The 14,909-nt window shown below is 52.6% G+C and carries 13 protein-coding genes and 1 tRNA gene; 11 read left to right on the forward strand and 3 right to left on the reverse strand.

Annotation, left to right across the window (positions count from 1 at the left end; genetic code table 11):
* Positions 1 to 41 precede the first annotated feature (41 nt).
* From BT142_RS10595 to BT142_RS10625, 6 genes are all read left to right on the forward strand, one after another.
* On the forward strand, positions 42 to 743 hold the full coding sequence (locus BT142_RS10595) for an ABC transporter ATP-binding protein (protein WP_072418171.1): 702 nt from the start codon (positions 42 to 44) through the stop codon (positions 741 to 743).
* The gene (locus BT142_RS10600) at positions 743 to 3,223 is read left to right on the forward strand and encodes an FtsX-like permease family protein (RefSeq protein WP_072418172.1); all 2,481 of its coding nucleotides are present in this window, start codon (positions 743 to 745) and stop codon (positions 3,221 to 3,223) included. Before BT142_RS10595 ends, BT142_RS10600 begins: the two co-directional genes overlap by 1 nt.
* A 191-nt stretch (positions 3,224 to 3,414) precedes the next feature.
* Entirely contained in the window at positions 3,415 to 4,065 is a 651-nt protein-coding gene (locus BT142_RS10605; RefSeq protein ID WP_072418173.1) for an HAD family hydrolase, read from the forward strand.
* A gap of 240 nt (positions 4,066 to 4,305) precedes the next feature.
* Complete coding sequence (locus BT142_RS10610; RefSeq protein ID WP_072418174.1) at positions 4,306 to 4,509, forward strand: hypothetical protein; 204 nt, start codon at positions 4,306 to 4,308, stop codon at positions 4,507 to 4,509.
* A 3-nt stretch (positions 4,510 to 4,512) separates the two neighbouring features.
* Positions 4,513 to 5,481 carry a leucine-rich repeat domain-containing protein gene (locus BT142_RS10615; protein WP_084659429.1) on the forward strand — a complete coding sequence of 323 codons (969 nt, stop codon included), beginning with the start codon at positions 4,513 to 4,515 and terminating at the stop codon, positions 5,479 to 5,481.
* Between the two features lie 211 nt (positions 5,482 to 5,692).
* On the forward strand, positions 5,693 to 6,250 hold the full coding sequence (locus BT142_RS10625) for a fibronectin type III domain-containing protein (protein ID WP_072418176.1): 558 nt from the start codon (positions 5,693 to 5,695) through the stop codon (positions 6,248 to 6,250).
* 265 nt (positions 6,251 to 6,515) lie between these two features.
* On the opposite strand, the gene BT142_RS10630 is transcribed toward BT142_RS10625, so the two are convergent.
* The gene (locus BT142_RS10630) at positions 6,516 to 8,801 is read right to left on the reverse strand and encodes a leucine-rich repeat domain-containing protein (protein WP_072418177.1); all 2,286 of its coding nucleotides are present in this window, start codon (positions 8,799 to 8,801) and stop codon (positions 6,516 to 6,518) included.
* 226 nt (positions 8,802 to 9,027) lie between these two features.
* Here BT142_RS10630 and BT142_RS10635 point away from each other — a divergent pair, with 226 nt between their 5' ends.
* A complete protein-coding gene (locus BT142_RS10635; protein ID WP_242940030.1) occupies positions 9,028 to 9,390 on the forward strand; it encodes a site-specific integrase in 363 nt (120 codons plus the stop codon).
* A gap of 160 nt (positions 9,391 to 9,550) precedes the next feature.
* On the opposite strand, the gene BT142_RS10640 is transcribed toward BT142_RS10635, so the two are convergent.
* Together BT142_RS10640 and BT142_RS10645 are read right to left on the reverse strand one after the other, a co-directional pair.
* A tRNA-Leu gene (locus BT142_RS10640) sits at positions 9,551 to 9,637 on the reverse strand.
* A 117-nt stretch (positions 9,638 to 9,754) separates the two neighbouring features.
* On the reverse strand, positions 9,755 to 10,510 hold the full coding sequence (locus BT142_RS10645) for a GNAT family N-acetyltransferase (protein ID WP_072418179.1): 756 nt from the start codon (positions 10,508 to 10,510) through the stop codon (positions 9,755 to 9,757).
* Between the two features lie 213 nt (positions 10,511 to 10,723).
* Between BT142_RS10645 and BT142_RS10650 the strand changes: the two genes are divergently transcribed.
* From BT142_RS10650 to BT142_RS10665, 4 genes are read left to right on the forward strand one after another with little or no spacing between them, the layout of a single operon-like run.
* The gene (locus BT142_RS10650) at positions 10,724 to 11,680 is read left to right on the forward strand and encodes an ABC transporter ATP-binding protein (RefSeq protein ID WP_072418180.1); all 957 of its coding nucleotides are present in this window, start codon (positions 10,724 to 10,726) and stop codon (positions 11,678 to 11,680) included.
* Positions 11,631 to 12,440, forward strand: a complete 810-nt coding sequence (locus BT142_RS10655; RefSeq protein WP_139182219.1) for an ABC transporter permease — start codon at positions 11,631 to 11,633, stop codon at positions 12,438 to 12,440. The genes BT142_RS10650 and BT142_RS10655 overlap by 50 nt, the downstream gene beginning before the upstream one ends.
* Before the next feature lie 10 nt (positions 12,441 to 12,450).
* Positions 12,451 to 13,236 (forward strand): ABC transporter permease subunit, encoded by a 786-nt coding sequence (locus BT142_RS10660; protein ID WP_072418182.1) that lies wholly within the window; start codon positions 12,451 to 12,453, stop codon positions 13,234 to 13,236.
* A 12-nt stretch (positions 13,237 to 13,248) separates the two neighbouring features.
* Positions 13,249 to 14,904: a S41 family peptidase gene (locus BT142_RS10665; RefSeq protein WP_072418183.1), complete on the forward strand. Its 1,656-nt coding sequence runs from the start codon at positions 13,249 to 13,251 to the stop codon at positions 14,902 to 14,904.
* Positions 14,905 to 14,909 lie beyond the last annotated feature (5 nt).

Raw genomic sequence — 14,909 nt, forward strand, 5'->3', positions numbered from 1 at the left:
ACGGTTAGCTTAGTCTAACTTTTTTGAAAGGAGAAACGAAAATGTTTCTTGAAATATCGGATGTGAAGAAAAGCTACGGCAAGGACACCAGCTACATTCAGGTGCTGAAGGGTGTCAGCACGGCTGTGGAAAAGGGGCAGATGTGCGTTATCCAGGGCACAAGCGGCTCGGGAAAATCCACGCTGCTCAACTGCATCGGCGGACTCGACAGCATGGATTCGGGGTCGGTGAAGGTGGACGGCAAGGAGATATTCGGGCTGAAACCCGCTGAGCTTTCCGACTACCGCCGCGACTACCTCGGGTTCATCTTCCAGTTCTACAACCTCGTGCCGAACCTCACCGTGCGCGAGAACATTCAGGTCTGCGCCTACCTCACACCGTCGCCCCTCGACATGGACGAGCTGCTTGATGTGCTGGGGCTGACCGAGCATCAGAACAAGTTCCCCTCGCAGCTTTCGGGCGGTCAGCAGCAGCGGTGCGCTATTGCAAGAGCGCTCATCAAGAACCCTAAGCTGCTGCTCTGCGACGAGCCGACGGGTGCGCTGGATTCAAAGACCAGCCGCGACATCCTGATACTTCTCGAAAAGATCAACGCCAAATACGGCACGACGATGCTGATCGTCACCCACAACAACTCCATCAAGAACATGGTTCACAAGGTCATTATCGTCAAGGACGGCATGATAAAGAAAGACTACGCGAACGAGACCCGCGTCCCCGCCGCCGAACTGGAGGATTTGTGATGAACAGAGTGCTCAGAAAGCGTCTGCCCCGCGATCTTCGGGCAGGGTGGGGACGGTATCTTGCGCTGATACTGGTCATCGCCATGGGAATTTTTCTGGTCATCGGGGTCGTGGGCTCGGCGGAAACGGTGCTTCACGGCGCGGCGGAAAAGCGCGACGTGTTCAACACCGAGGACGGATTTTTCACTGTGTTCCTGCCGCTGAACGATGATGAACTCGATACGCTGACAAAGGACGGCACGGAGATACAGCCCGAGTTTTACACCGACCTAACGGTCGATGCCGATACAAAGCTCAGAATGTTCAAGAACCGCGAGAGCATCGACAAGCTGATACTCGACGAGGGACGGCTTGCGGAAGCTGACGGCGAGTGCGTCGTTGAGAAGCGCTACGCGGCGGTCAACGGTCTGAAGGTCGGCGACAGCATAACTGCGGGCGGTCACGAATTTGAGGTGACGGGTATCGGCTGTGTTCCCGACTACGACCAGCCGAAAGCTAAGTTTTCCGACACGGCGGTGCAGTCGAGGTATTTCGGGCTGATCTTCGTGACCGATGAGTGCTATGAGAATGTGCGTTCGGGCGGCGGTCTGCCTGCGGAGGAGTACGTCTACGCCTACAAGCTGGGCGAGGGCGTGACCAATGACGACCTCAAAGAGAAGATCAAGTCGGTCGAGCTTGACTACACGAAGGTGGAGGACAAGTATTTCCGCGAGATGATCGACGAGGAGCTTTCAAAGCGCTATGAGATCGAGGACGGCATGACCGACCTTGCGGACGGTTCGGAGAGACTTGCGGACGGCGTTTCGGCGCTCGGCATCAAAGAGCTGACCGACGGCGCGAAGGAGCTTCACAGCGGTATCACCGATATGCAGGACGGCATGAACGAACTGCTCGACGAGGTGTTCAAGGTCGATATGGAGAACCTCATCTCGTTTGTCCCGCGCGGCGACAACGAGCGCATTGAATCCGCCGCAGGTGACGTGGTGATGGACAAGAACGCAGGTCTGGTGGCAGGCGTCATAATCCTGATCCTGTTCGGATATGTCATCTCGGTGTTTGTCGTTCACCGCGTCGAGAGCGAAGCGCCTGTCATCGGTGCGCTGTATTCGCTGGGCGTGAAGAAGAAAGACCTGCTCAGGCACTACATCACCCTGCCGACCATCGTAGCATTTTTCGGCGGAGCGGTCGGCACGGCGCTTGGATTCTCGCCGATAGGCATCGGTATGCAGCTAAAGGACAGCTACGGCTATTTCTCGCTGCCGCAGTATGACATTTACTACGCGCCATATCTGCTTGTCTACGGACTGGTGCTGCCGCCCGTCATCTCGGCGATAGTCAACGCGCTGGTCATCAACAAGAAGCTCTCACGCACGGCGCTGTCGCTCATCAAGAACGAGCAGAGCGCGTCCAACTACCGCAGGTTCAGCGTCAGGGCGAAGAGCTTCATCACCATGTTCCGCATCAGACAGATGGTGCGCGAACTGCGCTCGGCGATAACCGTTGTGTTCGGGATGCTGGTTTCGCTGCTTGTGGTGATGCTGGGTCTCGACTGCATGGTGATGTGCGAGGCTGTCAAGCGCGACAACGTTGCCGACACCGACTACTCCTATATGTACCTCTACAAGTACCCCGAGAACGAAGTGCCGAAGGGCGGCGAGAGCGCGTTCGTCAAGACCCTCACCACCGACTGCATGGGCTACACCCTCGACGTGACGGTCATCGGGCTCAACGAGGACAGCAGGTACTTTGACGCACGCCCCGAAAAGGGCAGGAACAAGGCGGTCATCAACAACTCCCTCGCGGAGCGCTACGGCTACAAGAAGGGCGACAGGGTGACCTTCACCGATTCCGCAGCCGAACAGGACTACAGCTTCACCGTGATGGACGTTGCGCAGTACTCCCCGGGGTTCACGATCTTCATGGACATCGATTCGATGCGTGAGCTTTTCGGCGAGGATGAGGACTACTTCAACGCCGTCTACTCCGCTGAGAAGCTCGACATTGACGCAGGCAGGCTGTACAGCGTCACGAGCAAAGCCGACATCGAAAAAAGTTCGGGCGTGTTCGTGGAGCAGATGGGCTCGCTGATCTCGATGCTGCTGATCGCGGGAACAGTCATTTTCATCGTGGTCATGTATCTGATGATGGGCGTGATGATCGACCGCAGTTCCTTCGGCATCTCGCTGATAAAGATATTCGGCTACCGCCCGAAAGAGGTGCGCAGCCTGTATCTCAACGGCAATCTGACGATCGTGTCGATAGGAGCGCTTATCTGCATCCCCCTTGCGAAATTCCTCATGGACTGCATCTACCCGAGCTTTATCCCGAACATCGCCTGCTCGATGGTGCTGACGTTCCCGCCGTACCTGTACGTTATCATATACGCCGCGGTACTGGTGATATACTTCGTGAGCAGTGCTATGCTGACAAGAAAGCTCAGCCGCATCACGCCTGCTGAGGTGCTGAAAAACAGGGAATGACGCACGGATGATAATATTATTGACTTGAAACGCTGTTTGTGCTATAATTATATGAAACAGCGGCTTTGCAGAGATCAAAGATCAGCGAAAAGGCTGTCGGTATTTCATCGGCAGCCTTTTTCTGTAAGAAATATCGGCGGCAAGGCACTCTGCAAAAGATGCCGTCAGCAGAGCCCGAAAGGAGAAAACGGATGATAAAAGCGATCTTTATGGATTACACAGGAACAATGGTCATGGAAGATGAACCCAATACAAGAGAACTGCTGAAATACTTCATAGCACACAGCGATGTCAAAGACCCGAAGGAAGTCCTTCGGATAGTGTGGAGCAAGGTGAAAGAGATCGAAGCGGAAAGCTATGGTGAGAATTTCGCAGGGAATGACGTGAGGGTCGATAAGATACTGAAATACTGCACGGAAAACTGCGGTCTGAAAGGCGACCTCGATCTCATGCATGAGATATGGCGCAGGATATGGGTACACGCGCCGCTTTTTGATGATGTTAAGCCGTTTTTCGAGAGAGCCGCACTTCCCGTCTATGTTATCTCCAACGACGATCTGTGCTATCTTGAAGAATCCTTTCGGCTGAAAGGTATCCGCCCGACAGGTATCATTTCTGCCGAAACGGTCAGAGCCTGCAAGCCCCACAGGGCTATCTTCGAGGAAGCGCTCAGAACCGCAGGCGTCAGACACGACGAAGCTGTACACATCGGAGATTCGGTCACATCTGATGTGGAGGGCGCAAAAGCCGTCGGTATCACGCCGATATATCTTTCGAGAAACGGAAACGCTGATATTCAGGGTGTGACCGTCATAAACTCACTCGACGAATATGTGTTCTGAGCGATCGCCCCTTGCGACAGCAGACAGACTTGCAATCGAGAAGAATATGTGATATAATGTTCTATAAGCTGAAAACAGCTTGATAAAAAAATAAACGAACAGGGAGAATTAATATGAAAAACGTAATGAAACGCACACTCTCGGGTGTGCTCGCTGTGCTTTGCGTCGCAGGTTACCTGCCCTGCAAGCACAAATGTCGGAACGTCTTTCGGAGACACTGCGATAACCGCAAGTGCTCTGATGCCCGTCAGATCAGGAGACTATCTGTATCAGGAGCACTTTGTCGGTGGTTCTCATTTCGCTGAACTGCTGGTGTACTACGGCTCGGAGGCTGAGATCACTGTTCCGTCCGAGATCGACGACTTGCCCGTCAGGGTGCTCGGGCCGTGTTTATATAATGACAATGAAACGGCTACAAAGATCATCGTCCCCGACAGTGTCTAAGAAATAACAGGCGGTGCATTCGAGAAATGCACAAATCTCACGAGCGTGACGCTTTCAAAAAATCTGAGTTCTATCGGCCACGACATCTTCAAAGGCTGTGAGAACCTTAAAGGTATCGTTCTGCCTGAAAGCGTCACCTCTATCGGCGAAAATGCTTTTTTAGGATGCGCGAAGCTCACTGATGTTGACCTTCCCAAAAACCTTACCGACATCGGCAATTATGCCTTCTCGGGTTGTAAGAGCCTTACGAAGCTCACCATCCCCGATGGCGTCACAGAGATAAGCGACGGTACTTTCAGCGGTTGTACGGGATTTACAAATTTACCCATGAACGATAAGATCACAAGCATCGGTAAAAATGCTTTCAGTATGTGTGATGGTCTTAAATCGGTCAAGATCCCAAGCAACATAACGAGCATCGGCGAATATGCTTTCTACCAATGCGGCAGCCTTGAGAACGTTGTCCTCTCCGACAGTCTCACAAGCCTCAGCAAAGGACTTTTCATGTACTGCACCGCACTGAAAAAGATCACTATCCCCGAAGGTGTTACGGAGATCGGCGTCGGTGCGTTTAGTCAGTGCAAGAATCTTTCGTCGATCACAATACCCGACAGCGAGGAAACTATCGGCAATGGTGCTTTCAGAGAGACCGCTATTGCGGGGATACGTCTCCCTGCAAATCTCACTTCTATTGCCGGATGGGTCTTCGAGCAGTGCACCTCCCTAAAAACGATAACTATCCCAGACAGCGTAAAAAGCATCGACGAAAATGCTTTTTATCATTGTACAGCTCTTCAGAGCGTGGTATTCCCCGGAAACGTAGAAAGCATCGGCAGCCGTGCATTTTTTGAATGCTCGGGTCTTGAGGGCGTAAAGTTCTCCGAAGGCGTCAAGACGATCGCGGATCATGCTTTCTACGGCTGCACCTCGATGAAAAAAAATACTGCTTGCCGACAGCATTACGACTATTGACAAATATGCATTTTACTCCTGCAAAAATGTCACCGAATTAAAGCTCCCGAAAGGGCTTAAAACGGTCAGCGCCAACTCGTTTGCAGGCATAAATGATCTGGCCAAGCTCATCATTCCCGGAGGAGTCGAGACAATAGAAGAAACCGCATTTTCGTATGACTCTAAGCTGAAGGAGATCTATTATCTCGGAACTGCGGCTCAGTGGAACAAGGTGAACAACGCATTTACCTTCCTTGCCCCTGTCCGCACCCTGACCCCTGTCGTCACCTACACAAAGGGCAAGGGTGAAGTCACACTCAACTGGGATAAGATCATCGGCGCTGACAGGTACGCTGTTTTCGCTTATGTCAACGGCAAGTGGCAGAAGGCCGCAGAGGTCGGCACCACATCATATACGTTCAAGGGACTTACAGGCGGCAAGCACTACAATGTCGCCGTTATCGCAAAGATCGGCAGCAGATGGTATACCGACGTCACAAACGCGATCAGGGTCAAGCCGGGGGATATCTACCCGAAGGTATCTTCGTTCATCTACGGCAATTCGGTCTCCCTCGAATGGGATGCGATCTCGGATGCCGAGGGCTACGCTGTCGGCTGCAAGGTCGGCGGCAAGTGGAAGATACTGAAACAGCTCTCCGCTTCGGAGACCGAGTTCTCGATATCGAAAGTCCCGTCGGGCACTTACGAACTCGCAGTTATTGCGAAGACCGACGGCAAGTGGGATACCACAAACTTAAACAGCAGGACAGTGACCATTACAGTCAACTGATCCGAACATAATATTCATATCAGCATACGATTACAGCCCGTCTCGCCTCACCGCGAAACGGGCTGTTATTTTATCTGAGATCAAGAAGCTGTCTGTATTCGTGATCGGCATATCTGTTGTTGTATATTATCCTGTACCGATCTTCTTCCTTAAAAATACGGATAAAATGCAGCAGCTCGTTATTGTTTTTGTATCTGTCCCTCGTGCCTACTGAACGAAAAGCATTTTTTTACCTCGTAAAAAGCACCGAGCCTGTGCAAGTGTTTTACTTGATCTCTATCTCAACTATACGGCTCTGAAGATCGGAAAGATCCCACTCGCCGAACATCTTCGCCAGAACCACAGCCTTGTATGTACCCGAAGGGACGTTTTTCATCGTAAAGACCGTAGTGTCGGCGGGGATCTCGCTCCTTAATATGCGCCATCTGCCGCCCTGATAGCAGGCGATGCCGTAGGACTCGGCTGACGGTACTGCCTTCCATTTAAGTCTGAGAGCGTTTCCTTCTGTCTCCACAGTTGTGTCGGGATGGCTGACAGAAGCGAGAGGGGTGACATATCTGCGTCTGAACTGCGTCTCCCATTCGCCGTTGAATTTTGTTATCAGACCTACCCAGTAGTGTTCGCCTGTCTTGAGTCCGCGGATCGTATATTCGCGGGTGTCAGCAGGGACTGTTGCGACGATACGCCACCTGCCCTGATCGTAAGTGACAATGCCGTATTCCTCCGCGGCACTTCTCTCGCTCCAGCTGAGCCTTATGCAATAATTGCCTTTCTTAACAGAAGGAGTCGGATTACGGTGTCCGAGGTTAGCATTGTTTATCGCTTTATTGCCGGGTGAAAGGTCAACCTTTTCCCAGCGCGAGATGCTTCCGGGGTAAGTGATCTTTGAGCAGTAAGTGATGCAGCCTTCGCCTATCTCCTGTATGCTGAGCGGAAGCGCCACAAGAGTAAGAGGATTGTTTGCGAGCGCGTACTGTCCGAGCTTTTCCAGACCCTCGGGAAATACGAACTCTTTCATCGCAGTCGAAGCGAACGCAGACGCTCCTATCTCCCTGACGCTCGACGGTATTTCTACCGAAGCCAGCTTTTGACAGTAATAAAATGCTGAATTGCCGATCCTCGTAACGCCGTCGGGTAAAACTACACTGGTAAGATTACTACAATAGTATAATGCGTAATCTTCGATCTCCGTTACGGTGTCGGGGATAGTTATGCTTTTCTGCTGTCTGGGGCACTGTATCAGCACGGTCTTTTCCTTGTTGTACAACACGCCGTTAATAGAGCTGTAATTCGGGTTCTCGCTGTCAACGTCAAGGGTCGAGAGCGTGTTGCAGTTGAAGAAAGCCTGGAACCCTATATTTTCAACATTTGCTGATATTGTTGTTACGCTGCTAAGATTATAGCACTTTGCGAACGCCCGATCGCCGATGCTTTTCACGCTGTCGGGGATGGTGACAGACCTCAGCTTTCTGTTCAGTTCAAAAGCGTGTTCGCCGATAGCTGTTACGCCATCGGGGATGACTGCCGAAGTCTGGGTGTACGTCCATTTGATTACGGTGGTCTTGTCCTTGTTGTACAGCGCTCCGTTTTCCGAGCTGAACACGGGATTTGCACTGTCCACCTCTATGCTGCCAAGCTGCTGATTATTACTGAAAGCCGTGCTGCTGATCTCGGTCACGCTTTCGGGGATGCTGATGCTGACAAGTGCGCTTGCCGATCCAAAAGCCTCATCACCGATGCTTGTTACGCCGTTGGGGATGACCAGATTTTGAAGTTTGCTGTTGTTGTAGAACGCACCTTCGCCTATGACCGTAAGGGTCTGCGGGAACGACAGCTCTGCTTTCGTTTTCGGGCACTGTATCAGCACGGTCTGATCCTTGTTGTACAGCATACCGTCAGCAGAGGAGTAATTCGGATTGTTTTCATCTACCTCATAGCTGCTGAACCCGCAGCCGTAGAAAGCGTGTTCGCCGATGCTTGTGACCGAAGCGGGGATCTTCAAAACACCTTTTACAGGTGCAGATCCAAAAGCCCTATCGCAGATGGTCGTTATGGTATCGGGAAGAGTAACACTGCGTCCGCTGCTTCGCGGACAGAAGATGACCTTAGTCTGAGCCTTGTCGTACAGCACGCCGTCTATTGACGAGTAGTATTCATTTTGGCTGTCAACATTGATCTTCGACAGAAACTGGCAGTAATCAAACGCCCCTTCGTCGATATTCGTGACAGTCGAGGGTATCGAGATCGTTGTAAGATTTCTCATGCCAAACTGAAAAGCATTGGCACGGATGCGAGTGACAGTTTTGCCGTTGATCTCCGCCGGGATATAGCACCCTGAAGAATCTCCGGTAAAGGCGGTGATCTCAATGGTGCCGTCGTCAAGCTCACGGTAACTCCAGTAGCTCAGGTAGAACTTTTCAGAGTTTGCGCTTGCAGTCAGTGAGGTCATCCCGAAGCTTTTCCACGTCACGGCAGTCCCCGTCAGGCAGCCTGCCGTAAGCGCTAACGCCATAACCCCTGCGACTGTATGCTTTACAATCCTGTTTGTCATATTTATCGATCTCCTTTTTGGAAGTTTCCGATATTTGCCTATAATACTATTATATATTGTTTTTTTAGCTAAGTCAAGAGAAAACATTATTATATCAGCGGTGTTTCCGAAATATGCTGCGGAGAAATATTGTCACAAACCAGGCTGCTTAGGACAGTTGCGGTAAAGAAGTTTTCAAGGAAACATTAGCTAAATAATTACCGAAAGGGTGCTTACAATGATTGATATGATTTACAACTTTCGACAGGGTGATATTCACGCCGCCGAGTTCTCTGATGAGTTTACGCTAAAAACAGAAGCAAGCGTGAGAACGCTCCCTCTGATTCCGCATATCGAACGGATGCTCATTGAACAGCAGAAAGAGGAAATGTACTCTAAACTCCTGAAATCCGACTTTGACAGAACCTACGAAGGCTTTGTGTGCCGTGACGCATACGGCAAGCTGATCACGCCGAACTTCGTCAGCGACCATTTCAAAAACATGGTCAAGAAATATGGTCTCAGGAAACTGCGGTTCCATGATCTGCGCTACAGTTGTGCCAGTCTTTTGCTTGCAAACGGAGAGTCCATGAAAGCCATCCAGGATTAGCTCGGGCACTCGACATTTAACGTAACAGCGAATTTTTACAGTCATCTCGATTATTCGTCACGGATTTCTTCGGCGGAAACCATTGCAAGAGTCCTCGGCGACGATGAAGATGAAGAAAATGAAAAAAACGCAGGCTCCATCTAAGAACCTGCGATCATAATGGTGCCGGTGGCGGGGGTCGAACCCGCACGGTATTGCTACCAACGGATTTTGAGTCCGTCACGTCTGCCAATTCCATCACACCGGCTTTATTCCGCAGAGCTATGTCCTGCAAAGCCTGCCAGAATATTATACCACAAAAACAGAGCTCTGTCAAGTGCCACAAAGAAAAAAACGAATCTATCCTTAAAATCGGACACTTGTGTTATTCACTCTTTATCTTCACCGCTTCGATGTCTATCCACGCAGGCTTGAAGCCGCTGTTGACGGCGATGGCCTGAGAATGGTAGTTGCCCATCGCGGAGCCGTAGAACGGCAGCTCGCCGCGCTCGATTATCTTGTTTTTCAGCATCGTGACAAGTGCCGTGCCGATGCCGCGGGAACGGTACTCGGGACTCACGTCGATGCCTATCTGAAGCAGGTACGGCGCGTCCTCGGAACAGCCCGCCATGCCCATGATAGTGTCACCGTCGTAGGCGCAGACAGCTATCCTGTCGGGACGCTCGGCGGTGGGTTCGGGGCAGAGCGCGTTCCCGAAACGCTTGTCGCCGTAGAACGGCAGAATCTCATCGTCGAAAAACCACTTCACTTTCAGGTCGCCGCGGGGCTGAACGTCGCGGTAAGGCAGGAGCATATGGTGGGTCTGGGTAAGTTCGTAGCCGTATTTGTTCAGCTCGGCGTTGAGCTTCACGAAGTTCGGGACGGAAAAAAGCCAGTGACCGTGGGTCTCTCCCCCCATGAATCCGCGCAGATACCCGTGCAGCACAGGGTCGGCGGTGATGACGATGTTCCCGCCGAAAGTCGTCATCTGCAAAAACGGCTTCTTGCTGATGTAAACACGCCTGCCCTCATTTGCGGCAGACTCGGTAAGCAGGTCGTCAGCCCTGAAAAAATCCCCTGGCTCACAGTTCAGCTCTATCGCAAGCTGCCTTGCGAACAGGTCGCGGTATCTTTTAAACATATCTGTCTCCTTATTATAATGGTGTATTTTTACATCGTCCCGCCGCTTCGTCAGCGGGAACATGACTATTATATCACATCCGACGAAAAAAATCAAGCTTGGTCAAAATATGAACATTCTGTAAATCTTAAATATCTTTAGAGTTTCTTTAAGAACGGGTGTTATCATGGTATCATAGAACAATACCCAAACGCAAACAAGGAGGAATGTGATATGAACGAAGTACTCATCAGCGTCAACGACCTGAGCAAGCAGTACAAGAAAAGCCGCGTGCTGAAAAACGTTTCGTTCAGCGTCGGGAAAGGGATGATATGCGGTCTCGTCGGGCCTAACGGCGCAGGAAAGACCACCATCATGAAAGCCGTGGGCGGACTGATACTCCCCACCGAGGGCAGTATCGAACTGTTCGGCGAGACAACGGAGAGCGGGCTCGCACACTCCCGAAGCCGCATGAGCTTCATCATCGAGACGCCCTACGCGAAACAGAACATGACCGCGGCAGAGAACCTTGAAAAGCTCCGCCTGCAAAAGGGCATTCCCGACAAGGCACGCATCGGCGAGGTGCTGGAGATAGCAGGGCTCAGAGACACGGGCAGGAAACCCGTCAAGAACTTCTCGCTGGGTATGAAACAGCGTCTCGGCATCGCGGCGGCGCTCATGTCGAAGCCCGAGGTCATGGTGCTGGACGAGCCGATAAACGGCCTCGACCCCGAGGGCATCGTGGAGATACGCGAACTGCTCCTGAAACTCAACCGCGAGGAGCACATAACCATCGTTATCTCCTCCCACATCCTCTCCGAGCTGTCACTGCTCTGCACCGACTACCTGTTCATCCGTCACGGCGAGCTGGTGAAGCGTCTTTCGGCTGAGGAGCTGAAAAAACAGTGCAGTGAACAGTACTGCATCCGCACCGACAACGACAGCCTTGTGCCTGCCATACTCCGCAACAAGCTCGGCTTCGAGAGTTTCGAGGTGGAAAAGGACGGCAGGGTGCGGCTCTATGAGGGCCTTGACGACACCGCAAAGATCTCAAGAACGCTGTTCGAGAACGGCGTGACCCCGACCGAGCTGTTCATGAAGGAAGCAGATCTCGAACAATATTACATGGAACTGGTAGGTGATGATGATGTTCAACCTGATAAAAGCACAGCAGTATCAGATGCTTCGTGACAATGTGACCTACTACATCATCTTCGTGATGCTCATCATCTACGTCGGCATCGACCTTATCAGTGCGGCCGACAGCAGTACAGCGCAGTTTTCGGCGAGCTATTTCGCGGTCATCTCCGCGGACGGCTTCCCTTTCCTGCTGAATATGCTCACACTGCTCTACACCGCCCGCATCTGCGGATGCGACATGACCGACCGCACCATGAACTACGAGCTTCTCGATGGCGTGAAGCGTTCACAGGTGTTCTTCGCAAGGTTCATCGTGGGCGTGTTCTGGTCGGCAGTCACCTGCGCTTTCCTCATGATAGTGCCTACAGCCATAGTTGCCGCTTTTGCAGGCTGGGGAGATATGATGACGGTGGGCGGCGCTCTCAGACGCGCTTTCTGCACCCTCATCACCGTCGTGCGGCTCTCGGCTATGTACACCATGCTGACCTTCCTGCTGATGGACTGGAAAACCACGACCGTCATCGGTTTCATCATCGGTCAGACGGAGCTCATCATCGTGATGATAATGCAGGAGAGCGCTTCGCTGGGGCTCGACAAGAAAGCGGGCTATTTCTTCTCCGCAACGGCGATGCAGAAATTCCTCGACGTATCGAACATCGGCATCGGCTACAAGAACGGCGAGGATATTCAGATAGTGAAGAGTATGCTCACATTCTCCGACGGCGCGTCCTGTGCGGCGGTCTGCATCGGGATGACTGCGTTATATCTCATCCTCGGCTTTGCGGTGTTCCGCAGGCGTGATATAAAGTGAGGTGGCGGATATGAAAAACATAATCAGAGCACAGCTTTTTCAGGCGCGGCACACGAATGTCCTGCGCACCATATTCATCGGCTTTTCGGTCATGACGGTGCTGTTCGCATTGGCGATATGGGGAAACGGCGGCAGAGAACATCTGCGCGGTTCGGAGATATGCGCCATGCTGTTTTCTATCATCTCAACCTTTATGATGATGCTCATGGTGATAGTCACGGCTATCGTATGCGGCAACGACCTCTCCGACAGAACGATAAACCACGAGCTTTCCTCGGGAACGCTTCGGCGCGACGCTTTCTTCGGCAGAGCGATACCCTCACTGTCGGTCGCACTGTTCTTCACAATGGCGCAGTATATAATAATGTATGTGACCGCAGTCCTGCTCAGCGACGAGTGGGGATACGAGATAACGGCGGCAGGACTGTTACAGCGCATCCTGCTGACTATCCCGATATTCCTCCGCATCGGCTCGTTCTACATCTTCGTATGCTGTATCATCAAGAAGCCTGCCGCTGTGGTGGGGATATATTACGGCTTGCTGGTGCTGGAAAACATCGCAAAGGGCGAAACGCCTGTGAAGTACAGCAATCTGCTCACGGGTCTCTCGAGCATGAGTACCATTAATAATATGCACTATTTCTACACATTCGCACTTCACGGTGAAAACCGCATGATAAGCGAACCATTCGTGGCGGCAGGTGACGCCGTGCAGATAACCGCAGTCTCGCTCATCATGACAGCGGTCTATCTTATACTCGGCTACAGCTTTTTCCGCCGCGACGATCTGAGATAAGGGGGCGGCACAATGATATATCAGGATGTATTGCTTATCGCTCTTGGGGTGGCACAATGTCTGCTCCTCGAACGCTTTGCGGTAAGATCGGAAAAGAACATCAGCTCACTGAGCAAGCTCTGCTGGCTCATACCCTCTGTCACCGCCCTGGTCATCATGCTGAACATCGGCTTTGAGCCGCTCATGGCAGGCGCGTATCTCGGATGCGCAGGGCTTGCGGCAGGCTTCTTCCGCGAGGACGTGAAGAGCCGCAGGATAACCTCGGCGGTCTGCGCGGCAGTGATGCTTATATCAGTCCCCTGCTGTCTGCTGTCGGACGCTTACCGCGCAAGGCACGACTTCACGGGGGATTTCAAAAAGGCTGTCAGCTCCATGAGGTTATACTATCCCCTGACTCAGCACAAGGACATCGACTTCGATGCGCTCTATGAAAAGTACATCCCCGAGTTCCGCAAAGCCGACAAAGACCGCGACGAAGTGGAGAACTACATCGCATGGGCGCGTTTCTGCGCCGAGTTCCACGACGGTCATGTGGGCTACGCTCCGAATGATGAAGACACCGTGCGTGAAGCCTGCAAGCGTGCAGGCGGCAACGACTACGGACTTGTCATACTGAAACTCTCGGACGGTTCCTTCACGGCGGTGAACGTTGACGATTCGCTGGCAAACAAGGGCATCCATCTCGGCACGCAAATCATCAGCTGGAACGGCGAGACACCCGACAAGGCAGACGAACGCTCCACCCTCGCGCAGATGGAAAACATCCCCGACGCCGACAACGCCGAATTCCACAAGGGTATGTTCGCCGCAGGCACGGGCGGAGACACTGCCGAGCTGACTTTCATAGCAGACGACGGTTCGGAGCAGACTGTCACGCTCCCGAAGCTCGGAGGCTGCTACTACGACCGTTTTGAAGAAATGGGCAAAAAGCTCTATCAGGGCTACGAAGCGGCTCATATGTCAGTCACGAAGATAAATGACACCACCGCCGTTCTCCGCGTAAAGTCGATGGTCTACGACAGCGTATCGGCATCCAAGGACAACCACACAGGCATGAAGCTCGAACTCCGCGACAAGGTGCGCACTATGATGGACGAAGGCGTCACGGATATCATCATCGACATCCGATCCAACGGCGGCGGTTCGGGAGACATGACCGAGGCGATAGCGTCGCTGTTCGCACCCGAGGGCGAGCATTACTACGTCACCAACGCCCTCTGGGACGACAAGAAGGGCTGCTACGCCACCGACGGAAAGGGCGGCTATCTCCCCGACGACGACATAGTGTTCAGCGGCGACAACATCCTCGGCGAAAACGGCAGGATAGTCCTGCTGGTGAACGACCACAGCGCTTCGGCTTCCGACCATCTCACGAAGGTCATGAGCAGTTTTGACAACGTGACCGTCATGGGCTTCACGGGTCCCAACGGCTCCGCACAGGGCGTGTGCAGCAAGCAGCTCACAGAGGGGACCCTCAACTACTCAGGCTCTGTAATGCTGGACAGGGACGGCAGCATCTTCATCGACTCGGGCAAAGACAGACAGTCCACCGACGACACAGGCGTGAAGATACCCCTCGACAGCAAAGCCATTCAGGCGATATTCGCGGACGGTCAGGACTACCTTCTCAATTGCGCCATCGAAGAGATTGCGAGCCACAAAGGCTGACAGGA

It is taken from the genome of Ruminococcus sp. YE71 (genome assembly GCF_900119155.1).
Taxonomy (GTDB): Bacteria; Bacillota; Clostridia; order Oscillospirales; family Ruminococcaceae; genus YE71.

Excerpts from the sequence above, each read along its gene's own strand:
- BT142_RS10595 (WP_072418171.1), top strand. The coding sequence starts at position 42 with ATGTTTCTTGAAATATCGGATGTGAAGAAAAGCTACGGCAAGGACACC.
- BT142_RS10600 (WP_072418172.1), top strand. The coding sequence starts at position 743 with ATGAACAGAGTGCTCAGAAAGCGTCTGCCCCGCGATCTTCGGGCAGGG.
- BT142_RS10605 (WP_072418173.1), top strand. The coding sequence starts at position 3,415 with ATGATAAAAGCGATCTTTATGGATTACACAGGAACAATGGTCATGGAA.
- BT142_RS10610 (WP_072418174.1), top strand. The coding sequence starts at position 4,306 with ATGCCCGTCAGATCAGGAGACTATCTGTATCAGGAGCACTTTGTCGGT.
- BT142_RS10630 (WP_072418177.1), bottom strand. The coding sequence starts at position 8,801 with ATGACAAACAGGATTGTAAAGCATACAGTCGCAGGGGTTATGGCGTTA.
- BT142_RS10635 (WP_242940030.1), top strand. The coding sequence starts at position 9,028 with ATGATTTACAACTTTCGACAGGGTGATATTCACGCCGCCGAGTTCTCT.
- BT142_RS10645 (WP_072418179.1), bottom strand. The coding sequence starts at position 10,510 with ATGTTTAAAAGATACCGCGACCTGTTCGCAAGGCAGCTTGCGATAGAG.
- BT142_RS10650 (WP_072418180.1), top strand. The coding sequence starts at position 10,724 with ATGAACGAAGTACTCATCAGCGTCAACGACCTGAGCAAGCAGTACAAG.
- BT142_RS10655 (WP_139182219.1), top strand. The coding sequence starts at position 11,631 with ATGATGATGTTCAACCTGATAAAAGCACAGCAGTATCAGATGCTTCGT.
- BT142_RS10660 (WP_072418182.1), top strand. The coding sequence starts at position 12,451 with ATGAAAAACATAATCAGAGCACAGCTTTTTCAGGCGCGGCACACGAAT.
- BT142_RS10665 (WP_072418183.1), top strand. The coding sequence starts at position 13,249 with ATGATATATCAGGATGTATTGCTTATCGCTCTTGGGGTGGCACAATGT.